This window comes from Hymenobacter nivis, from assembly GCF_006439025.1.
In the GTDB taxonomy this organism is placed as follows: domain Bacteria; phylum Bacteroidota; class Bacteroidia; order Cytophagales; family Hymenobacteraceae; genus Hymenobacter; species Hymenobacter nivis_A.
In genome coordinates this window covers 460,558-480,534 of the sequence record NZ_RCYZ01000002.1, presented here as the reverse complement: position 1 = coordinate 480,534, position 19,977 = coordinate 460,558, and the positions used below count along the sequence as shown (strand labels likewise).

Below are 19,977 nucleotides of genomic sequence, written 5' to 3'. Positions count from 1 at the left end.
CTACTTGCTAGGTCGTTGGCTGATGGCTTTAACATCGGCCTTTCGCACCAGTACCCCCTCCGGGGCTAGTCGTCGGCTTATTTACGTAGGCTCTGCAACGTCAAGTATTTACGCTAAAAATGTTGGCGATTTACGCACGAATAAGCACTTAAAAAAGGCCCGCCGCCCCCGAATGGTATTCAGGGGCGGCGGGCCTTTTTTAGGGCCCCGGGCGGGATTTAGGCGGCGGCTTCGGGCTGGCCGCCGAGCAGCTGCTGGGCTTCGGCGTTGCCGCGCTGGCCGGCGAGGTCGAGGGCAGTGAAGCCGCGGGCGTCCTTGATGGTAGCATCGGCCCCGGCGTCGAGCAGGAGCTTGACTAGCTCGTTGCGGCCGAACATGGTGGCGAACATGAGGGCCGTGCCCCCAGTGGCGTTGGTGATGTTCAGGTCGGCCCCGCGAGCGATGAGCAGGCGGGCAATGTCGGCGTAGCCCTTGAAGCTGACGCCCATCAGGGCCGAGTTGCCGCTGATATCCTGCGTGTTGGGGTTGGCGTGGTGGTCGAGCAGGGCCCTAGCGGCCTCGATGTGGTTGTCGTAGGTGGCCAGCACGAGGGCCGAAAAGCCCTTGCTGTCCTGGGCGTTGATGTTGACGGTGGGGTTTTGCAGCAGCTGCGCGATTTGGGCCACGTCGCCCTTGCGGGCGGCGTCGAACAGCTCGTCGGGGCGGGGGGAGGAAGCTTCCATAAATGATGCGTTGAAACGGGAATGATTGGCCGCTTGGTACGGGGCAAGACAAGTTCGCGCCGGCCAGGTTTGGCGCGGGGCCATAAGAAAGCCTTTCCCTGCGGAAAGGCTTTCTTATGACGGGGCTCGCCGGCGCGGATTAGGCCGGGGGCGTCTGCGGAATGGCGGGCTCCTTGGGGTCTTGCGGTAGCACTTGGCCGGTGGCGGTGGCGGCGGGCTGGGGCGCTTTTTCGGGGGCCGGGGCGGGCTTGGTGGGCCCCGATTCTTTGACCCGAATGCCGGCGTCCTTCAGCTTGCCCCACGAGAAGTTGCCCGTGATGAGGGCGCTGGCCACGGCCAGGCCGGCGGCGGCCAGCGCCCCGGCCAGCAGCGGGCTCATCGAGGTGCGGGTGTAGTAGCTCGTCTGCACCACGTGGCCGGGGTAGTCGCTGTGGGCGTGGCCGCCCAGGCCGGGCTGCTGGAGTCCCCCGGCGGGGTTGCCGGCGGGCTTGTCGCTTTTTTCCTGGCCCACAATGGCCTTGGCGCTGATCCAGTCCATCACGCCGGGAGCCAGCTTGTTGGCCACGCTCATGGCCTTGCCGCCGCCGCCCACGTAAATGTCGCGCACGGGGTGCGTGGCCGCGTGCAAAATGGCGTGGGCCACTTCCTCGGGGGCGTACACGGGCGGGGGCAGTTGCAGCTCGTGGTCGGTGTAGTTGCGCACGTTCTTATTAAAGGGCGTGTCGATGCTGGCCGGCTTGATGAGCGTGACCGTAACCGGGGCCCCCTCGTGCTCCAGCTCGATGCGTAGCGCGTCGGTGAAGCCCTTCACGGCGTGCTTGCTGGCCGAGTACATGCCCTGCATGGGGATGGCCACGTCCGACACCACGCTGCCCAGGTTGATGAGGGCTCCACCGTGCGCCTTGAGGTGCTTGATGGCCTCGAGCGAGCCGTTGACGATGCCCCAGAAGTTGGTTTCGAACAAGCGGTGGTGGTCTTCGGAGTTGCCGTCTTCGATGCGGCCGAAAATGCCCACCCCGGCGTTGTTCACCCACGTATCGAAGCCGCCGAAGTGGCTGCGGGCGGCCTCCGCGATGCGGGCCACGTCGGCGGGCTTGGCCACGTCGGCGGCCACGGTGGTTACGTGGGCCCCGGCGTTTTCGAGCTGCTCGGCCACGGCGCGCAGGTCTTTTTCGGAGCGGGCGGCCAGCACGAGGCGGGCCCCGGCCTTGGCGGCGGCGCGGGCCGTAGCCAGGCCGATGCCGCTGGTGGCGCCGGTAATAACGATGATTTGCTGGTCGAGCGGTTTGGGTTGGTGGGCCATGGGAAAGGAGGAAATGGAGAGAACCAGAAGTGTTGGTCGCGCAGGCAACGCCCTTGCTTACGCGCCCGCGCCCCGGTTGGATATGCCGAGCTTACCCAGGGCCGGGCCACCGGCTTTCCGCCGGCAGCGCAGCACCCGCCCGGGGCCCCAGGGCACCCCAACGGCCCGGGCGGCGCGCGCGTTGCCCTGGGGGCCCAGCACCCGCCCGGGGCCCCCAGGGCAACGCGCGCGCCGCAACGAGTGGCGGGCCGCCGGCGAAAAGCCGGCCGCCCGCCCCGCCCTACCTTTGCCCAAGCTCTTTCCCATCCGTTAAATGACCCCTGATTTTACTGTAAAAGCCCTGGCCTTGCTAGGCAGCACCGGCTCCATTGGCACCCAGGCGCTGGAGGTGGTGCGCCAGCAGCCGGGCCGCTTCCGGGTGGCCGTGCTCAGCGCCCAGCGGCAGTGGGAGCTGCTGGTGCAGCAGGCGCGGGAGTTCCGCCCCGCCGCGGTGGTCATCGGCGACGAAAGCCTCCGGGGCCCCGTGCGGGCCGCCCTGGCCGACCAGCCCGAAACCGAAGTGCTGGCCGGGCCGGGGGCCCTGGCCGAGGTTGTGACGCGGCCCGAAATCGACGTGGTGCTCACCGCTCTGGTGGGCTACGCCGGGCTGCTGCCCACGGTGGCCGCCATCCGGGCCGGCAAGGACATTGCGCTGGCCAACAAGGAAACCCTGGTGGTGGCCGGCGAGCTGATTACCAGCCTGGTGCAGCAGCACGGCGTGCGCCTGCTGCCCGTCGATTCCGAGCACTCGGCCATCTTCCAGTGCTTGGTAGGCGAAGAATTGAACCCCATCGAGAAGATCATCCTCACCGCTTCCGGGGGCCCCTTCCGCGGCCGCTCGGCCCGCGAGATGGAGGCCGTCACCAAGGCCCAGGCCCTCAAGCACCCCAACTGGGAGATGGGCGCCAAAATCACCATCGACTCGGCCTCGCTCATGAACAAGGGCCTGGAGGTGATCGAGGCCAAGTGGCTCTTTGGGCTTGACAACGAGCAGATTGATGTGGTGGTGCACCCCCAGAGCATCGTGCACTCGCTGGTGCAATTCGCCGACGGCTCGCTGAAGGCCCAGTTGGGCCTGCCCGACATGAAGCTGCCCATTCAGTACGCCCTGGGCTACCCACAGCGGCTGGCCAACACGTTCCCGCGGTTCTCTTTTCTCGACTACCCCACCCTCACCTTTGAGGCCCCCGACCGGGCGGCGTTCCCCAACCTGGAGCTGGCCTTCGGGGCCATGCGCCGGGGCGGCAACGCGCCTTGTATCCTCAACGCTGCCAATGAGATAGCCGTGGCCGCATTTTTGCGGGAGGAGGTCGGCTTCCGCCAGATGTCCGACCTCGTGGCCGGGTGCCTGGCGCGGGTGTCGTACCTTGCCAATCCTTCGTTGGACGATTTAATTCAGACCGACGCGGAAACGCGGCGGGCAGCTACGGCGTTGGTAGCCGCAACGTAACCGGCGGCACGGCCGCCCTTTTTTCTACCTTCCTTTTTACTTCCTTTGGAAATTCTCGTTATGGCCGGCCAGCTCTTGCTGGGCCTGTCGCTGTTGGTGGGCTTGCACGAATTCGGCCACTTCGCCTTCGCCAAGCTGTTTAAGATTCGGGTCGATAAGTTCTACATCTTCTTCGACTTCCTGTTCCCGCTGCCGGCGGTGATGAACTTCGCCCTGGTCAAGAAAAAAATCGGCGAGACGGAATACGGCATCGGCTGGTTTCCGCTGGGTGGCTACGTCCAGATCCACGGGATGATCGACGAAACCCAGGACGCCGACGCCCTGGCGGGGCCCCCGCAGCCCGACGAGTTCCGCTCGAAGCCGGCCTGGCAGCGCCTGTTGGTGATGCTCGGCGGCATCATCATGAACGTGATTACCGGCATCGTCATCTTCTCGGCCACCACCATGCACTACGGCGAGAACTACCTGCCCGCCTCCGAGGCCCGCTACGGCATTTTGCCCAACGGCCTGGGCCGCAGCATGGGCTTCCGCACCGGCGATAAGATCGTGAAAATCAACGGCCGGCCCTTCGCCGAGTTTGACGAAGTATATAAGCCCGAGGTGCTGCTGGGCTCGCACTCCTACTTCACCGTGGAGCGCGGCAGCCAGCTGGTGGACGTGAACGTGCCCGTCAATTTCATGGATAATTTTGCCAAGCAGCAGGACAGCCTGTTTGTGCGGCCCCGCGAGCCCTTCACCGTGGGCCGCGTGGTGGCCGGCAACCCCGCCGCCGAAGCGGGCCTCAAGCCCGGCGACCGGATTACCGCCATCGCGGGCAAGCCCATCCAGTATTTCGACGAGCTGCAAGCCGCCCTGGTGACCAACGCCGGCAAGAAAACCACCCTCGCCGTGGAGCGCGACGGCCAGCCCCTGACCCTGACGGCGGCCGTGACGGCCTCGGGCAAGCTCGGCTTCGAGCCCAAGCCCACCATGCACTTCGAGCAGCGCCAGTACAGCCTGGCCCAGGCCATTCCGGCGGGCACCAGCAAGGCCTTCGGCGTCATCGGCCTGCAAGGCCGCGCCATCGCCAAAATTTTCCGCGGCGAAGCCAAGGCTTCAGAAAGCCTCGGGGGCCCCGTGGAAATTGCCCAGCAGTACGGCGGGCAGTGGGACTGGCAGCGCTTCTGGGGCCTCACCGGCGGCTTGAGCATGGTACTGGCCTTTATGAACTTGCTGCCCATCCCGGCCCTCGACGGCGGCCACGTGGTATTCCTGCTCTACGAAATGATTGCCCGCCGCAAGCCCTCCGACAAGTTCCTGGGCGTGGCCCAGCAAATTGGCACGGTGCTGATTCTGATGCTGATGGCCTACGTCATCATTCTCAAGCCGCTGCTCAAGGCCATCCACTAAGGCGAGCTTATCGCTTGTAAATCAGAACGTCTTGCTGAGCTCGTCGAAGCATCTCTACCGCACAAGTAATCATTTACTCAGCGCTGGAGATGCTTCGACAAGCTCAGCAAGACGTTCTTTATTTAACCCATCTACCTTCCCACTATGCTCTCCTTCGCCCCGCTGCTCGGTTTGGTTTTGACGCTGCTGGGGGCCCCTGCGCCCGCCCGGCCAGCGCGCCACGCCTACCACGCCAGCATCACGGAGGTGCGCTACAACGCGGCCAAGCAGCAGCTGGAACTGGCCACCAAGGTCTTCACCGACGATTTTGAGCGCGGCCTTTCGGAGGGCCGCCCGGCCCACGTGGACCTGCAAACGGCGGGGCCCGCGGGGGCCATTATCACTGCTGAATACCTGCGCCGCACTTTGGTACTGAAGACGCCCGCTGGGGCCCCGCTGCCGCTGCAATTCATTGGCATGCAGCCCGAAAAGGATTCGTATTGGCTGTACAGCAAAGCGGCCGTGCCGGGCAAAGCCACGGGCGTGCAAGTGCGCAATTCCTTGCTGCTCGATTCCTTCGCCGACCAGATGAACATCGTGAACCTGGAAGCCAACGGCAAAAAAAACAGCGCCCTGCTGCGCCAGGGCCACGAGCAGGAAACGCTGAGCTGGTAACCGGTGGGCGCGCCGCCAGTGGCTCCGCTACTGGTCCAGCGCCTCGCGCAAAAAGCCGCAGAACGGCCCCAGGGCCTCCAGCCGCGCCAGCACGAAGCCGCGAAAATCCTTTTGGGCCAGCACTTCGGCATCAGGAATTTCCTGGCTGACTACGAAGCTTTTGTGCTTCAGAAATTCAATTTCGGGGTGGGCAGGGTCGTAGCCGGCGGGGGCTTTTTTGAGGCGGTCGCCGCCCAGGCCGGCGAAGTACTGGCGGAAGCCGGGGGCCCCCAGCACGGCGCGTAGGCCGTCGGCGTTGTAGTCGATTTCTTGGCGGATGGCGGCCACCTGCACTTTGTCGGGCTGGTAGAGGCCGGCGGCCACCAGCGTGCTGCCGGGGCCCACCTGCACGTAGTAGCCCGGCGCGTCGATGTCTTTGCCCGCGCTGGCGGTGAAGTAGGCCGAAAAGTGGGTTTTATAGGGGTCTTTGTTCTTGGAGAAGCGCACGTCGCGGTAGATGCGGAACACACTGGTGCGGCCCAGGGGCCCCGCCAGCGCCGGGTCGAGCCGGTTCAATTCCTGCCGCCAAAACGCGGCATCTTCTTCAAAATCAGCCCGGAGGCGGGTGTACTCGGCCTTGCGCTCCTGGAACCAGGCGCGGTCGTTGTGCGCGGCCAGGCCGGCGAGGAAATCAAAAAGTGGGGGAAGCAGCATGGGCGTACCAACGTAAAACTGGGCCCCGTGGCCGACTGGCCGGGGCCCCGCAAAATAGCAGCGGCCGCTCGGCGTTGTAGGAAATAGTTGTGAAATACGGGTGTAATCACCAGCAACTACCTGAACGTCATGCAGAGCGCAGCGAAGCATCTTTCCCGCAGCAGTAATCATTGATTAGTTGAGCAGTAAAGATGCTTCACTGCGCTCTGCATGACGTTCTGCATTCTCACCCTGCGGCCAACCCTGGGGCCCCGCAGTTGGCCCGGTTTTCGTTCATTTGGCGTCTACGCTACTTTTTTGTGCTTATGAAGATTCCCACTTTTTCCCTGCGCCTGCTCGTGCTGCCGCTGTTGCTGCTGGCCGGCGCCGCCCGTGCCCAGCAACCCACCGACCTGTGGTACTTCGGCCAGCAGGCCGGCCTGAGCTTCGCCGATGGGGCCCCCAAGCCGCTGCTCGACGGCAAGATGGCTACTTACGAGGGCTGCGCCGTGGCCACCACGGCCAAGGGCGAGCTGCTGTTCTACACCAACGGCATCAGCGTGTGGAACCGCCAGCACAAGGTGATGCCCAACGGCCAGCACCTGATGGGCGGCACCAGCGCCACGGGCCCCGGCAGCAGCACCCAGTCGGCCCTCATCGTGCCCGACCCCGGCTCGGGCAACTTGTTCTACATCTTCACGGTGGCCCCGCAGGGCGGGCGCGACGGCCTGCGCTACTCGCTACTGGACATGACCCGCGCCGACGGCCTCGGCGACCTGCCCCGCACCAACTTGCTGCTGGTGCAGCCCGTGGCCGAGAAGCTGGCCGCCGTGCGCCACGCCAACGGCCGCGACACCTGGGTGCTGGCCCACCGCTGGAACTCCAGCGCCTTCGTGGCCTACCTCGTGACGGCCGACGGCGTGCAGGGCAACAAACCGGTGCTCAGCAGCGTGGGCAGCGTGAACTCGGGGCCCGGCCGCAACGCCATTGGGGCTCTAAAGTTCTCGCCCGACGGCCGCCACGTGGCGGCGGCGCTGTGGCGCGAAAACAACAAGTTTGAGGTGTACGACTTCGACCGTAGCACCGGCAAGGTGAGCAACGCCCACAGCTACGGGCCCTACGCCGAGGCCTACGGCGTCGAGTTTTCGCCCGACGGCAGCAAGCTGTATGGCAGCTGCAACGGCACGGGCGGCGGCGAAACCCAGATCTGGCAGTTCGACCTGGCCAAGAAAGGCGCCGCCACGCTGGTGGGCCGCTCGGCCAACCGCAAAATTGGGGCCCTGCAGCGGGGCCCCGACGGCAAAATTTACGTGGCCCGCGAAGACAACCCCAGCCTCGGCGTCGTGGAAATGCCCAATGCTGCCGGCAAAGCGTGCCAGTACGTCGATGATGGCTTCAAACTAGGCGGGCGGCGCAGTAAATTGGGCTTGCCCAACTTCGTGGTGGTGCCCTAGCTGCTGGATGGGCTGGGGCCCCACGGCCCGGCCCGCCGGTGGCTGCGGCACGCTTTTTTCTTAGGGAGAGTTATTCTTCCACGCCATTCGCACTCGTATTCGCTATGAACAAACCTTCCTTCTTCGCGCTGCTGCTGGCCCTTTCGGGGGCTTCACTGGGGGCCCAGGCCCAGTTTTCGCTGCCCAAAATCGGCGGCCTCAAGCTGCCTACGCTGGGCAAAACCACTACTGCGGCCAGCACCACCGGCGTGCCAGCGGGCGTGAGCAGCAGTGAAGCGGCCAGCGGCCTCAAGGAAGCCCTCATTCAAGGCATCAGCAAGGGCGCCGACCAGGCCTCGAAGGTGGACGGCTTCAACCTCAACAGCCTGATTCGCATCCCGTTTCCGCCCGATGCGCAGCGCGTGGCCACCACGTTGCGCAGCATTGGGCTGGGCAGCCAGGTAGACAAGTTTGAGCTGTCGCTGAACCGCGGGGCCGAGGACGCGGCCAAGAGCGCCAAGCCCATTTTTCTGAATGCCATCAAGAGCCTGTCGTTCAGCGACGTGTGGGGCATCCTCACCGGCTCGAAGGACGCCGCCACCCAGTACCTCAAGCGCACCACCACCACGCAGCTCACCACGGCCTTCCAGCCCATTGTGCAGCAAAGCCTTGACAAAGTGGACGCTACCAAGTACTACACCACCCTCACCACCCGCTACAACCAGCTGCCGCTGGTGCGGCCCGTGCAAACCGACCTCAACCAGTACGCCACCGGCAAGGCCATTGATGGCCTCTTCACCCTCATCGCCCAGCAGGAGGCCGACATCCGCGAAAACCCCGTGGCCCGCACCACCGCCCTGCTGAGAAAGGTGTTCGGGGGGTAAAAGGTGTAATTACCGGCGCAGCCCCAGCGGGGCGGTCCATCGGTAGTTTTTGTTACCGTACAGCAAGCCAAAGCCCCGGCGGGGCGACCCAACGGTTAGGGTCGCCCCGCCGGGGCTTTATCGTTTACTTACCGCCATTTACTACCGATGGGCCGCCCCGCTGGGGCTAAAAACACACAAGTCTTATGTTGTGCATAGCTAGTTGTGGCAACGAGTTAAAGCGCATTAGCCGGTAAGTTTGCAGGGCCCACTTAGGGGCCCCACTCCTACTTTGCCCGCTCCCCGCCTTTCCGCTGCTGCTTTTGTTGAAGGCTTACTGGCCGGGCAGCGCGGCGTGCTGAGCCGGGCCATTACCCTGGTGGAAAGCACGTTGCCAGGCGACCAGGCGCTGGGGCAGGAGGTACTGCAAGCCGTGCTGCCGCGCACCGGGCGCAGTTTGCGCATCGGCATCACGGGCGTGCCGGGCGTGGGCAAAAGCACGTTTATTGAGGCCCTGGGCCGCCACGTGGTGGAAAACCTGGGCAAGAAACTGACCGTGCTGGCCGTGGACCCCAGCAGCCAGCGCGGCGGCGGCAGCATCCTGGGCGACAAAACCCGGATGCCGTGGCTGGCGGCGCACCCGGCGGTGTTCGTGCGGCCCTCGCCGGCCGGCACCAGCCTGGGGGGCGTCACGCGCGCTACTCGCGAGGCGCTGCTGCTGTGCGAGGCGGCGGGCCACGACGTTATTTTCGTCGAAACCGTGGGCGTGGGGCAGTCCGAAACCGCCGTGCACGGCCTGGTCGATTTCTTCCTGCTGCTGCTGCTGGCCGGCGCCGGCGACGAGCTTCAGGGCCTCAAGCGCGGCATCATGGAAATGGCCGACGCGCTCTGCATCACCAAGGCCGACCAGGCCAACGAGCAGGCCGCCCGCCGCGCCCGCATCGACTACCAAAGCGCGCTGCACCTGTTTCCGCCCGCGCCCTCGGGCCAGGTGGTGCCGGTGCTGCTCACCTCCGCTGTTACGGGCGCGGGCCTACCCGAAACCTGGGCCACCGTCGAGGCCTACGCCGCCGCGGCCCAGGCCAGCGGCTACTTCGCGCAGCGCCGGGCCGAGCAGCAGCTCCAGTGGTTCGAGGAGGCGGTGCAGCAAGCGCTGGCGGCGCGGTTTTACGGCCGGCCCGGCGTGCGGGGGGCCCTACCGGCCGTGCGGGCGGCAGTGGCGGCCGGCCAGCTCACGCCCTGGGCCGCGGCGGAAAAGCTGCTGGAGGCGGAGTGACGGGCCGCGGCGGGGCCGGTAGAAACTTCCGGGGCCGTTCGCTAGTTCGAACCCCACGCAACCCCGCGGTTTTAGGGCCCCGGGGGCGAAAATTATCGGTGATAAAACACTGACCGGTCGCGTTTTCTCCCTGGTAAGCCCCATGCCCGTTCGCCACTACCCTACCCTGCACAACTACGTGGAGGCCAACCGCCGCACCACGCCCGAGTACGACGACGTGGCCCTGGAGCTGCTGGAGGGTGCCCTGCCGCCCGAGCTGGTGGGCACGCTGCTGCGCAACGGCAACGGCCACTTCGAGCAGCACGGCGTGCTCTACGACCACCTGTTTGATGGGGACGGGATGGTGGCGCGCTTCGTGTTCGACGGGCACACGGTGCACTACCGCAACCGCTACGTGCGCACCGACGAGTTTGTGGCCGAGGAGCAGGCCGGGCGGATGCTCTACCGCAGCTTTGGCACCAACCTGCCCGGGGGCCTGCGCACCAACTTCCTCAAAACCAAGTTCAAAAACACCGCCAACACCAGCCTGGTGCAGCACGGCGGCCAGCTGCTGGCCCTCTGGGAAGGCGGCCTGCCCCACGCCCTCGACCCCGCCACGCTGGCCACCCGCGGCCGCTTCGACTACGGCGGGGTGCTGCGCAACCCGTTCTCGTGGCTCGACCGGCGCATTACGCCCGAGCTGCCGTTTTCGGCCCACCCCAAGGTGCACCCCACCACCGGGGTGCTGCACAACTTCGGCACCGTGGCCGGTACTCAGCACCGGCTGGTGCTCTACGAAGTGAGCCCCGCCGGCGAGGCCCGGCTGGCCCACGCGCTGCCCATGCCCGAAGCCACCTTCGCCCACGACTTCGTGCTGACGGAGAGCGGGCACCAGATTTTTTTCCTAACCCCGGTGGCCTTCGACGTGCTGCGGGCCTTTGCGGGGCTGACTTCGCCGGCGGCCTCCATTAAGGTGAACCCCACTCAGCCCACGCAAATCGTGGTGGTGGGCCCCGACGGCACCGTGCACCGGCTGCACACCGAGTTCGGCTTCACCTTTCACTTCGTGAACGGCTTCCAGGACGCCGACGGCACGCTGGTGGCCGACGCGCTGCTGCTCGGCAACTACCCCGATTCGGCCAGTATGAAGGCTTACCTGAGCGGCCATTTGCCCGACGACCAGCCCCAGGCGCGCTTCGTGCGCTTCCGCCTCGACTTGGCCGCCGGCACCGTGGCCCGGCAGCCGCTGGCCGACTGCGAAGGCGAGCTGCCCGAAATCCACCCCGACCGCGTGGGCCGCCCCTACCGCTACGCCTGGACCATCGGCCGCCCCCCGGGCCACCCCCTGCCCCTGCTCGACCACCTAATCAAGCTCGACGTGCAAACCGGCGAGGTGCGCCACGCCTACGCCCCCGATACCCTGTGCAGCGAGCCCGTGGTGGTGCCCCGCCGGGCCCCCAGCGGCACCCCCGAACCCGCCGAAGACGACGGCTACCTGGTGTACTTGCGCTACTCCGCCCCCGACGACGCCACCGATTTAATCGTGGCCGACGCCGCCGACATGCGCCTGCTGGCGCGCCTGCGCCTGCCGCATAATATTCCGCTGGGGTTCCACGGCATGTGGCTGGATTAGGGCCCCGGGGGTTGACTTCTGCTTTTCGGCCCACTTGACAGGGATGCTTACAGTGGTGTAAACTTTCCCTCCAAGTGATCCAGTTAAGACTGGAGGTGGCTTGCTATTGTCTCCGCCAAACGAGTAAAAACCAGTGTTCAATATATCAGGAGCAAATCATATCCCCTACTTCCCCGCCAGCTCGTCCAAATAAACCTCCAGTATGGGGTAGCAACCGGGGCCCGGCTGGGCGCGGCTTTTGGGGCGGGCCGGGTGGTTTGCGGCCACTCCCAACCACCTGCTGCTTAGTCCTCTTCCTCGCCGGCCGTGATCTGCGCGTGGTTGAGGGCCGCCACCAGGGCCAGGCCGCCGATGATATTGCCCAGCAGCGCCGGCGCCACGAAGCCGCCCAGGGCCTCGCCCCAGCTTGCCTGGCCCATCGCGGCCAGAGTGAAGACCTCGACCGACCCCGCGATGACGTGGCTGAAGTGGGCCACGCCCACGATGTAAGTGACGAAGATGATGACCCAAAGCCGCCCCTGCTCCGCAAACGGCAGCAGCCACACCATCAGGGCAATCATCCAGCCCGCAAACACGCCCCGCACCAGGGTCGTCCAGAAATCGTGGCTGAGCGCCGTGTGCCCGATGCGGGCAAACTCGGCCTTTACTTCTGGCTCGAAAGCCGGCAAGTAAGCAATGGCAAACGCTACCATTACGCCGCCCAACAAATTGGCGAATAGCACAATGCCCCACAGCCGGCCCACGTTGCGCAGGCACGCCCAGGTGGGCTCCTGGAGCAGGGGCAGAATGGGGGTGAGCGTGTTTTCGGTGAAGAGCTGCTGCCGGCCCAGAATCACGATGAGAAAACCCAGGCTGTAGCCCAGGCTGGCCACCAGCGGCTGCCAGGTGGCGTTGGGCAGGTAGTGCATCAGCAGGCCCTCGGCAATCATGGAGAAGCTCATCGACAGGCCCGCCGCCAGGCCCGACCAGAACAGGGCCGCCGACGGGCGCTCCAGCTCCTCTGCGCCTTCCGCAACGATGGCCTTGTAGATGACTTTGCCCGAAGGCGCGCTTCGCTCCTGCGCTTCCTGCTCCTCTTTGGCTTCTTTTTGCGGCGGGGCGGGCGGGGGCCCACCGGCGGCGGCTTGGGCAAACTGGGCAGGGGGCTGCTTCATGAATGGCTTAAGGGCTGAGCCATTAGCTGATGACTATTGGCCGATGGCTAGTATTTTTAATAACAATGATTTACGCAAAAAGTAATGGCTGTTTGTTTTTGCCCAACTGCTTAAACGCAAAAGCCGAGGCCGCAGCAGCGCGGGCCCGCCGCACCGCACGCCCACCAAACCGCCGCAGCACCCGCTGCGGATGAAGCGCCCCTTCGGCCCCGGGAAACGCCAGCAGGGGCCCTGGCGCGGCCGCCGGTACCCCGGGGCCGGCCGCAGGGCCCAGCAACGCGGTGGCAATAAACAGCGCGGGGCAGAGGCCAAAGGTGAACAGCATGGGCGGGTGGAAGGAGATGGAAAGCAGCGGCAGCAAGCCTTAACAGTGGGCCCCGAACCGCCGCGCCAGTGCCCGAAATCCACCTCTATTTCCGCAAACGTTGCCGGCGGGGCGCGCGGCTTTGGGGCCCCGGGCGCACCCGCGCCGGGCCCGGGCCGTACACGGGCGCAACCACCCGCTTGCCCGCATGAAACCCTTGCCGCCCGCTTCCCTGCTCGCCGCCTTCGGCCTCGTCCTGGGCATCGTGGCCCTGGCCGGCTTCGTCGATGCCTACGCCTACGGGCATTTCCAGGGCCTGTTCGTGTCGTTCATGAGCGGCAACACGACCTCGCTGGGCGTGGCCGTGGCCCACGGCGACCACCCTAAACTGCGCGAGTTGCTCGGGGTGCTGGGCCTGTTTGTGGGCGGCGTGGTGCTGGGGGCCCTGCTGGGCCAGCGCGCCGGGCGCGGGGCCACGCCGGCCATTCTGGGGGCAGTGGCGGCGCTGCTGCTGCTGGCGCACCTGCGCCCGGCGCTGGCCGTGGGGGCCCTCACCCTGGGCATGGGCGTGCTGAACGCGGCGGTGCACGAGGTGGGCGGCGTCAAGGTCAGCCTCACGTTCGTCACGGGGACCCTGGTGCGGTTCGGCACCGGGCTGGCGGGCTTGCTCAGCGGCCAGCGCACCTCCTGGGACTGGCTGTGGCAGGCCACGCTGTGGCTGGGGTTTCTGGCGGGGGCCCTGGCCGGGGGCGGCGTGCTGGTGCAGCGGCCGGCGGCGGCGCTGCCCGCGGCAGCCGCCGGGGCCCTGGCGCTGGCCGTGGCCGCCCGCCGCGTGCGCGGCACGCAGTAGCGGGCATTGGTTGCTAGGGCCCCTGGGGGCCCTAGCTGGCCTTGCGCCGGGGCCGCAGGGTGAGGTAGTCGAGGTAGTACAGCACCTTGATGGACACGTTGTTGTTGTGCGGCGTGTTGGCGGTGTTGGTTAGGTTGTCGAAGTAGAGCGGGGTGGCCTCGTTGCCGAGCAAGTACGACGAGGTGGCGTCCTTCCACACCAGGCTCACCTGCGAGCCGGGCGCAAACCACCAGACCAGGGCCGCGTCCACGTTGAAGGCGCTGAAGCTGTTGTCGTGGTTGCGGGCGTAGTCGGGCAGGGCTTCCTCGGTGCCGCCGGGGCGCAGGCGCGCGAAGCTTTGGTAGCGCACGGCGCTCACGTAGTGCCGCAGGCGGATGGTGAACGAGAGGCGGTTGGTGAAGGTATAATTGGTCGTCAGCGTGTTGGTAAACGTGGACACGCGGCGGCCGCCCAGCAGCACGTCAGAGCCAAAGGCGGCAATCAGCGGCTGGTCGAGCGGGTTGGTGGCGTCGAGCCCGTCGTTCACGTAGCCAATCTGGTTCACCTTCAAGTTATAATCGTACGTGTAGCGGAAGTTCAGCCGGTCGTTCACGCGGTAGCGCGGGCTGAGCGTGAGGGCGTAAACGGCGCGGCGCGGGCGCTCCAGGCGCTCATCGAGGGCGTAGGAGCGCACGCCGATGTTCACGTCGTAGGCCAGCTTTTTGCGGTAGTCCGACGAGGCGAACACGCCCAGGTGGGCGCTGGTGGGCACCAGCACGTAGTAGGGCCCCAGCGGGGCGGTGCGCGGCTCGTAGTAGTCGTGCTTGGTTATGTCGAGGTCGGCGCCGGCGCCCACCGTGAGGAAGCTCTTGGTGAAGGTGGTGTTGGCGCTGCCGTACAGGCCGGCGTCCTGGTACATCAGGGGCCGGAACAGCAGCGACTGGTAGGCCCCCAGCGAGGAGGAAAAGTTGTTTACCTTCCAGAAGGCCTGGTACTTGTTGTAGCTCACGGTGGCCGTCTGCGTGATGTTGTTGTTGCCGAACAGGATGCCCAGGTCGTTGGGGTTGTAGGTATCCGACTCGATGCCGTGGTCCACGTTCCAGGTCCAGTTGCCCGAAATCTTGCCGTAGTTCAGGTAGTACTTGTAGCCGCTGCGGTCGCTCACGGGCGCGTCCGAGTTCAGGCCCTGGCCGCGCCGCTGCGAGTAGTTCACCTGGCCCTTGAGGGCGTACTGGTTCGATTTATTCACGAACCGGAACAGGCCGGCCGTCACGTTGGCGTCGTAGGCCTGGCCGGCGCGCGTCACGTTGGTGTTGATGAGCGAGACGTAGGAATTGTGGGGCAGGCTTTGGTCGAGCACCAAGATGTTGTAGTTGGTGAGCGGCTGCGTGAGCACCTCGCGCCGCGCGCCGCCCACCGAGTCCTCCACCGTGGCGTAGCTGGCCGCCGACACGGCGTTGAACACCCCGATGCCCAGCCCTTTGCTGGTGCGCCCCGATACTTTGGTGGCGTTGATGAGCCGCGTCACGCCCGGGTTTTGGTACACGAACTCGCCCTTGCGCAGCTGCCCGCCCACGTCGTCGAAGCCGATGGGCTGGGCCCCCACGCGCCGCGAATAAAACAGGCCGCCCTTGTTGAACAGCTCGGTGCCTTCGGTGAAAAAGGTCCGGTTTTCCTGGTACTGCACCTCAAAGGGCGAGAGGTTGAGCACTTGGTTGTCGCTGATTACCTGGCCGAAGTCGGGCACGAGCGTGGCGTCGAGCGTGAAGCTCTCGTTGATGCCCCACTTCACGTCGGCGCCGCCGTTGAAGCTGGTGCTGTAGTTGCGCTTGCCCTGCTCGTTGTAGGGGTAGTGGTTCACGTAGCTGCTCACGTAGGGCGTGAGGGAGAGGCGCAGCGGCGGGTGCAGGTTTTCGAGGGCCGTGAGCTCGCCCCACTGGTTCACGAAGCCGTCCACGGCGGGCTTCACCTCGTTCCAGAAGAGCTGTTGGTTGTCCTTCTTGCGCTGGCGCATGAAGTTGACGCCCCAGGACTGCACCGGGGCCTGGGCGAAGCGAATGGCCGAGTACGGAATGCGGATTTCGACGCTCCAGCCCTTGCCGTCGGGCAGCGGGGCCACGCGGCTGTCCCACACGGCGTTCCAGGTGTCGTCTTCGCCGTTGGCGGGCGAGTAGCGGGCGTCGAACTGCACGCCGGTGCTGAGCACGATGAAGCCGTAGCCGTTGAGGTGGTCGCGGTAGGGGTCGAGGAACAGGCCGAAGAAATCGGTGTTGCCGATGCCGTCGCGCTGCGTCAGTTCGCGCCGGATGCTGTCGGGGCTGGCTTCCACCATTTTGGCGCCCACGTACATGGCCGCGTCGTCGTAGAGCACGCGCACCTCGGTGGGCAGGCGCTCGGGGCGGCCCGGGCGGGGCTGCTGCTCCGTGAACTGGCCGGTTGCCGGGGCCTCCGCCCAGGCCGCGTCGTCGAGCAGGCCGTCGAGCTTGATGGGCGCCGCCGTGCGGTGGGCGGCCAGCTGGCGGCGCGGCGCGGCCACCGCGGCGGGCTTGGCCGGGCTTTTTTGGGCCGCGGCCCGGGGGCCCCAGCTCAGCAAAAGGGCGCAGGCAAACAGGCGCGGCAGCCAGCGCAGGGCCAACGAGGAGAACATGAAGGTTGGTTGGGGAGAGGTTTCGGTGGGGCAGAGACGCCGGGAAAGCGCGGCCGTTGCCGGGGAAGCAGATTATTTTTTTGGGCCCCGGGGCCCCGCTACGGGCAAGGCTCAGCCGGGCCACCGCCACGGGCAGATATGCGCGGCCGGGCCGCATAAGGATACCCAGAAGCGTTATTGCTTGCGGAAGAAAACATCGCCGCTCACCGACTCAATTTGCACCAGCGGGCCGCCGCTGCCCAGGGTGCCCTTCAGGGTGTAGCCGATCAGCGAGTGCGCCCGGCGGTTGCTGAAGGCCACGGCCGGGTCGGCGTACACCTCGCCCGTTATTGAGCGCAGGTTCAGGTCGGCGCCTTCGGCGGCGGGCCAGCGCACGTCCACGTCGCCGCTCACCGAGGCCACGTCGGTAGCGCTGCTGTTTTCGGTGGTCAGCTTCACGTCGCCGCTCACCGTTTTCACGTTCACGGCGCGGGGGCCCCGGTGCGCCACGTTGGCGTCGCCGCTGATGGTGCGGGCCGTTACGGCGCCGCTCAGGCCGGCAAATTGCAAGTCGCCGCTCACCGTTTTGGCCGTGATTTCGCCCGTCAAGTCCTGCAAATCCAGGTCGCCCGTGATGGTGGACAGGCGCAGGGCCGTGCCCGCGGGCAGCGTCACCTCGTAGTCGATTTGCAGACAGTAGCGGTAGCCCTTGCCCCCGTCGTTCCAATTGTAGGTGCTGCCGCTGTTGTCGCCGCCGTTGCTATTACCGCTGCCGTTGCACTCGCCCGAGAACTGAAACTTGCGCAGCAGCGCTTCGTCCAGCGTTTCCACAATGCTTACTTCGGCGGCCGACTGCTCTAGCTTGAGGCTCACGGCGTCGTTGCGCTCGTTGTTGTTCACCACCACCGTGGCTTTCACCGTCAGCCCCGTCCCGCCCGGCCGTACCCGGATGCGGTGGGCGTGCTTGAGGTCGAGGGACACGCTTTGCCCACCGCCCAAGGCCGCCGTTTGGGTGATGATGCGCTGGGCCAGGGCCGGGGCCAAGCTGCCGAGCAGCAAGCCGGCGGCAAGTAAAAAACGGTTCATGGGCGAAGGATTTAAGGGTGGAAATGAATGGAAGCTAACTACTTGCCTTTGCGGACGAAGACGTCGCCGCTCACCGTTTTTAGGCTGAGGGTGGTGCCGCCGCCGTTGGTGCGGCCGTCCACGGTGTTCATGCCGCCGCCGGAGCGCTGGCCCTTGTCGCCGCCAAAGCCCAGGTCGAAATCGGTGTAGATTTCGCCCGACACCGAGCGCATCGAGAGCGTGGTTTTGGCGGTGGCCGGCAGGGTAATGTCCACGTCGCCGCTCACCGTCGACACGGCGCTGGGCTCGTCGGGCGTGATGCTGAACACCACCTTGATATCGCCGCTGATGGTGTTGGCCACCACGGGGCCCCCGATGTTCAGCAGCCGGATGTCGCCCGATTTCAGGCTCACCTCCACCCGCCCCGCGATGTCGCGCACCGTCAGGTCGTCGGAGCCGCCCCAGGCGGCTTGCGAAAACACCACGTCGGTGCGGCGGGGCAGGCGCACGGTGTAGTGGCCGTCGCTGCGCGAGGTGCGCGTCACGCGCAGGGTGTTGTCGCCGGCCGGCGTCACGGCCAAGCCCATGCGGGTGTTGTCTTCGCCGCCGCCGCTGTACACCGCTCGCAGGCCGTTGGATAATACTGGCGGCGGGGTGTAGCCGCCGCTGCCGCGCACCACCAGCTCGTCGCCGTCGTAGCCCTCCACCGTCACGTCGCTGCCGTGCATGTCGAGCACCACCTTGCGGTGCTGGGCACTGGCAAATTTGGCGTGGAACTCCTGGGCCCGCAGGCCGGTGGGGGCCCCCAGCAGCGCCAGCAGCAGGAGCGGCGCGGCCACCCAGGGGCCCCAGCGCGTGGCCGGCGCGGCCGGCGCAACGGCCTCTGTATTGACGGTATTCATTTGAAAATCAATCATCTTATTACGTATTTATCAATTGTTATTTTAGATAAGCTGCCCGATGCCGGCTTCGGCCTGCTGGCGCACGGCGCGCAGCACTTCGGGCTGCTGGCTGAGCTGTTCAAGTTGGGGCACGGCGCGCTTTTCGCGCAGCGCCACGAGGGTTTCGATCAGGGTGATTTGCACGTTGGGGTCGGTTTGCATGGGCAGGGCGGCCACCAGGGCGGGGCCCACGCGGGGGTCGGCCCGCAGGCGGTACAGGGCCTCGCAGGCGGCCAGCCGCACGTTGGGGTTGGGGTCGGTGCTGAGGGTGTTGATGAGGGCGGCCACGGCCGGGTCGCCGGGGGCCACCACGGCGGCGGGGGCCTCGGCCACCAGGCGCAGCCGGTCGGTGGCGGCGGCGGGGCGCTGCACGGCGGCGGCCAGCTGGGTGGCCAGGGCTGGGGCCTGTTGCACCGGGGCCACCGCTACTTGGGCGGCCGGCTGCCCGCCGCGCAGCAGCAGGCCCAGCATGGCCCCCACTGCCACCAGCGCCACGCTGGCCGCAATGCGCAGCCACTGCTGGGTGCCGGCGCGGGCTTCCGCCACGGCGGGCTTTGGGGCCGCGGCCAGGGGCTGGTCGCCGCGCTGGGCCGTCAGGCCGGGGGCCGGGGCAGCGGCGGCCAGCGTGGCTTTTTCCGCGGCCAGCATGGCCAGGAAATTGTCGCGCAGGGCCAGCGGGGGCACTTCGGCGGGCAGGGCGTCGAGGTCGGCAAACAGGGTGCGCAGCTCGGCCAGCTCGGCCTGGCAGGCGGGGCACCCGGGCAGGTGGGCGGCCAGGGCCTCGGCCTCGGCGGGCAGCGGCAAGCCGTCGGCCAGGTCGGGCAACCAGGGCCGCAGGGCCGCGCAGGCGGGGTCAGAAGAAGAATGGCGGTTAACGGGATTCATGTTAGTGGACTATTATCTTATCTAGTAATTTATTAGCTCAGGTAGATGCGGCGCAGCGCGTCCAGGGCCCTGTGGGCTTTTACGCGGGCGGCGCCGGCGGTGCAGCCCAGCTGCTCGCCGATTTCGGCGTAGTCGAAGCCCTGGAAGCGGTGCAGCACCAGCACTTCGCGCTGCGGGGCGGGCAGCAGGGCCAGGGCTTCGTGCAGGGCCTGGTGCTCGTCGGCGGCGGCGCGCTGGGCGTGGGCGGCGCGGCCGTGGGAAGCAGTTTTTTCTACGTCTTCCAGGTCGTCGGTGGGGCGCTGGCGCTGGTAGTGGTCGGCCCACACGTGGCGGGCCATTTGGTACACCCAGGCCCGGAAGGGCTGCCCGGGCTGGTAGCTGGCGCGGTAGCGCAGCACCCGCACAAACACGTTCTGGGTCAGGTCCTGGGCCACGTCCCGGTCGCCGTTGGCCAAGCGGGCCAGAAACCCAAACAGGGGCCCCTGGTACCGCTCAAACAACGCCGTGAGGCAGTCCAGCTCGTCGGCCCGCACGCGGGCCATCAGGGCTTCGTCGCTCGGGGGGGCATCAACTACGGCAACCGGCATACACAGGAAAGCAAACGGCGGAAAGAAAGGGTTTGGAAGGAGTACCGCCGGGCGGGCGGTTCGTTACGGGGACCCGGAAAAATATTTTTGCAGGCATGACAGTAGCCACCGGCAAAGGCGGCGTTTGGGTCAAAAAAATGGGCCAGCTTCTTGGCGTGCAAGAAACTGGCCCG

Annotated in this window: 18 protein-coding genes; 8 read left to right on the top strand and 10 right to left on the bottom strand. The window is 66.5% G+C overall.

Annotation, left to right across the window (positions count from 1 at the left end; all coding sequences use genetic code 11):
- Positions 1-218: 218 nt before the first annotated feature.
- Both EAH73_RS06590 and EAH73_RS06585 read right to left on the bottom strand, forming a co-directional pair.
- Entirely contained in the window at positions 219-722 is a 504-nt protein-coding gene (locus tag EAH73_RS06590) for an ankyrin repeat domain-containing protein (RefSeq protein WP_140465687.1), read from the bottom strand.
- Positions 723-861: 139 nt separating this feature from the next.
- Complete coding sequence (locus EAH73_RS06585) at positions 862-2,025, bottom strand: SDR family oxidoreductase (protein ID WP_140465686.1); 1,164 nt, start codon at positions 2,023-2,025, stop codon at positions 862-864.
- Between the two features lie 313 nt (positions 2,026-2,338).
- Between EAH73_RS06585 and EAH73_RS06580 the strand changes: the two genes are divergently transcribed.
- From EAH73_RS06580 to EAH73_RS06570, 3 genes are all read left to right on the top strand, one after another.
- A complete protein-coding gene (locus tag EAH73_RS06580; protein ID WP_140465685.1) occupies positions 2,339-3,514 on the top strand; it encodes a 1-deoxy-D-xylulose-5-phosphate reductoisomerase in 1,176 nt (391 codons plus the stop codon).
- Positions 3,515-3,559: 45 nt separating this feature from the next.
- Positions 3,560-4,903: an RIP metalloprotease RseP gene (rseP, locus tag EAH73_RS06575; RefSeq protein WP_140465684.1), complete on the top strand. Its 1,344-nt coding sequence runs from the start codon at positions 3,560-3,562 to the stop codon at positions 4,901-4,903.
- A 144-nt stretch (positions 4,904-5,047) separates the two neighbouring features.
- Positions 5,048-5,557 (top strand): DUF6702 family protein, encoded by a 510-nt coding sequence (locus EAH73_RS06570; protein WP_140465683.1) that lies wholly within the window; start codon positions 5,048-5,050, stop codon positions 5,555-5,557.
- Positions 5,558-5,584: 27 nt separating this feature from the next.
- Here the strand turns inward: EAH73_RS06570 and EAH73_RS06565 are convergent, their stop codons facing one another.
- Positions 5,585-6,250, bottom strand: a complete 666-nt coding sequence (locus tag EAH73_RS06565) for a DUF2461 domain-containing protein (RefSeq protein ID WP_161599462.1) — start codon at positions 6,248-6,250, stop codon at positions 5,585-5,587.
- 305 nt (positions 6,251-6,555) lie between these two features.
- Here EAH73_RS06565 and EAH73_RS06560 point away from each other — a divergent pair, with 305 nt between their 5' ends.
- The 4 genes from EAH73_RS06560 (at position 6,556) to EAH73_RS06545 (ending at position 11,413) form a co-directional block, all read left to right on the top strand.
- Complete coding sequence (locus tag EAH73_RS06560) at positions 6,556-7,683, top strand: PD40 domain-containing protein (RefSeq protein ID WP_140465681.1); 1,128 nt, start codon at positions 6,556-6,558, stop codon at positions 7,681-7,683.
- Between the two features lie 104 nt (positions 7,684-7,787).
- Entirely contained in the window at positions 7,788-8,546 is a 759-nt protein-coding gene (locus tag EAH73_RS06555; RefSeq protein ID WP_140465680.1) for a DUF4197 domain-containing protein, read from the top strand.
- 271 nt (positions 8,547-8,817) lie between these two features.
- Entirely contained in the window at positions 8,818-9,801 is a 984-nt protein-coding gene (meaB, locus tag EAH73_RS06550; protein ID WP_140465679.1) for a methylmalonyl Co-A mutase-associated GTPase MeaB, read from the top strand.
- Between the two features lie 142 nt (positions 9,802-9,943).
- Positions 9,944-11,413 carry a carotenoid oxygenase family protein gene (locus EAH73_RS06545; RefSeq protein ID WP_140465678.1) on the top strand — a complete coding sequence of 490 codons (1,470 nt, stop codon included), beginning with the start codon at positions 9,944-9,946 and terminating at the stop codon, positions 11,411-11,413.
- Positions 11,414-11,697: 284 nt separating this feature from the next.
- On the opposite strand, the gene EAH73_RS06540 is transcribed toward EAH73_RS06545, so the two are convergent.
- Positions 11,698-12,567, bottom strand: a complete 870-nt coding sequence (locus EAH73_RS06540) for a formate/nitrite transporter family protein (RefSeq protein ID WP_140465677.1) — start codon at positions 12,565-12,567, stop codon at positions 11,698-11,700.
- A 70-nt stretch (positions 12,568-12,637) separates the two neighbouring features.
- Entirely contained in the window at positions 12,638-12,892 is a 255-nt protein-coding gene (locus EAH73_RS06535) for a hypothetical protein (RefSeq protein WP_140465676.1), read from the bottom strand.
- A gap of 187 nt (positions 12,893-13,079) precedes the next feature.
- On the opposite strand from EAH73_RS06535, the gene EAH73_RS06530 reads away from it, so the two are divergent.
- On the top strand, positions 13,080-13,721 hold the full coding sequence (locus EAH73_RS06530; protein ID WP_140465675.1) for a YoaK family protein: 642 nt from the start codon (positions 13,080-13,082) through the stop codon (positions 13,719-13,721).
- Between the two features lie 31 nt (positions 13,722-13,752).
- Here the strand turns inward: EAH73_RS06530 and EAH73_RS06525 are convergent, their stop codons facing one another.
- From EAH73_RS06525 to EAH73_RS06505, 5 genes are all read right to left on the bottom strand, one after another.
- Positions 13,753-16,347 (bottom strand): DUF5916 domain-containing protein, encoded by a 2,595-nt coding sequence (locus tag EAH73_RS06525; protein ID WP_140465674.1) that lies wholly within the window; start codon positions 16,345-16,347, stop codon positions 13,753-13,755.
- Positions 16,348-16,521: 174 nt separating this feature from the next.
- A complete protein-coding gene (locus EAH73_RS06520; protein WP_140465673.1) occupies positions 16,522-17,412 on the bottom strand; it encodes a DUF4097 family beta strand repeat-containing protein in 891 nt (296 codons plus the stop codon).
- A 38-nt stretch (positions 17,413-17,450) separates the two neighbouring features.
- Complete coding sequence (locus tag EAH73_RS06515) at positions 17,451-18,308, bottom strand: DUF4097 family beta strand repeat-containing protein (RefSeq protein WP_140465672.1); 858 nt, start codon at positions 18,306-18,308, stop codon at positions 17,451-17,453.
- A gap of 27 nt (positions 18,309-18,335) precedes the next feature.
- Positions 18,336-19,217: a HEAT repeat domain-containing protein gene (locus EAH73_RS06510; protein ID WP_140465671.1), complete on the bottom strand. Its 882-nt coding sequence runs from the start codon at positions 19,215-19,217 to the stop codon at positions 18,336-18,338.
- Positions 19,218-19,249: 32 nt separating this feature from the next.
- The gene (locus tag EAH73_RS06505) at positions 19,250-19,804 is read right to left on the bottom strand and encodes an RNA polymerase sigma factor (RefSeq protein ID WP_140465670.1); all 555 of its coding nucleotides are present in this window, start codon (positions 19,802-19,804) and stop codon (positions 19,250-19,252) included.
- Positions 19,805-19,977: the final 173 nt, after the last annotated feature.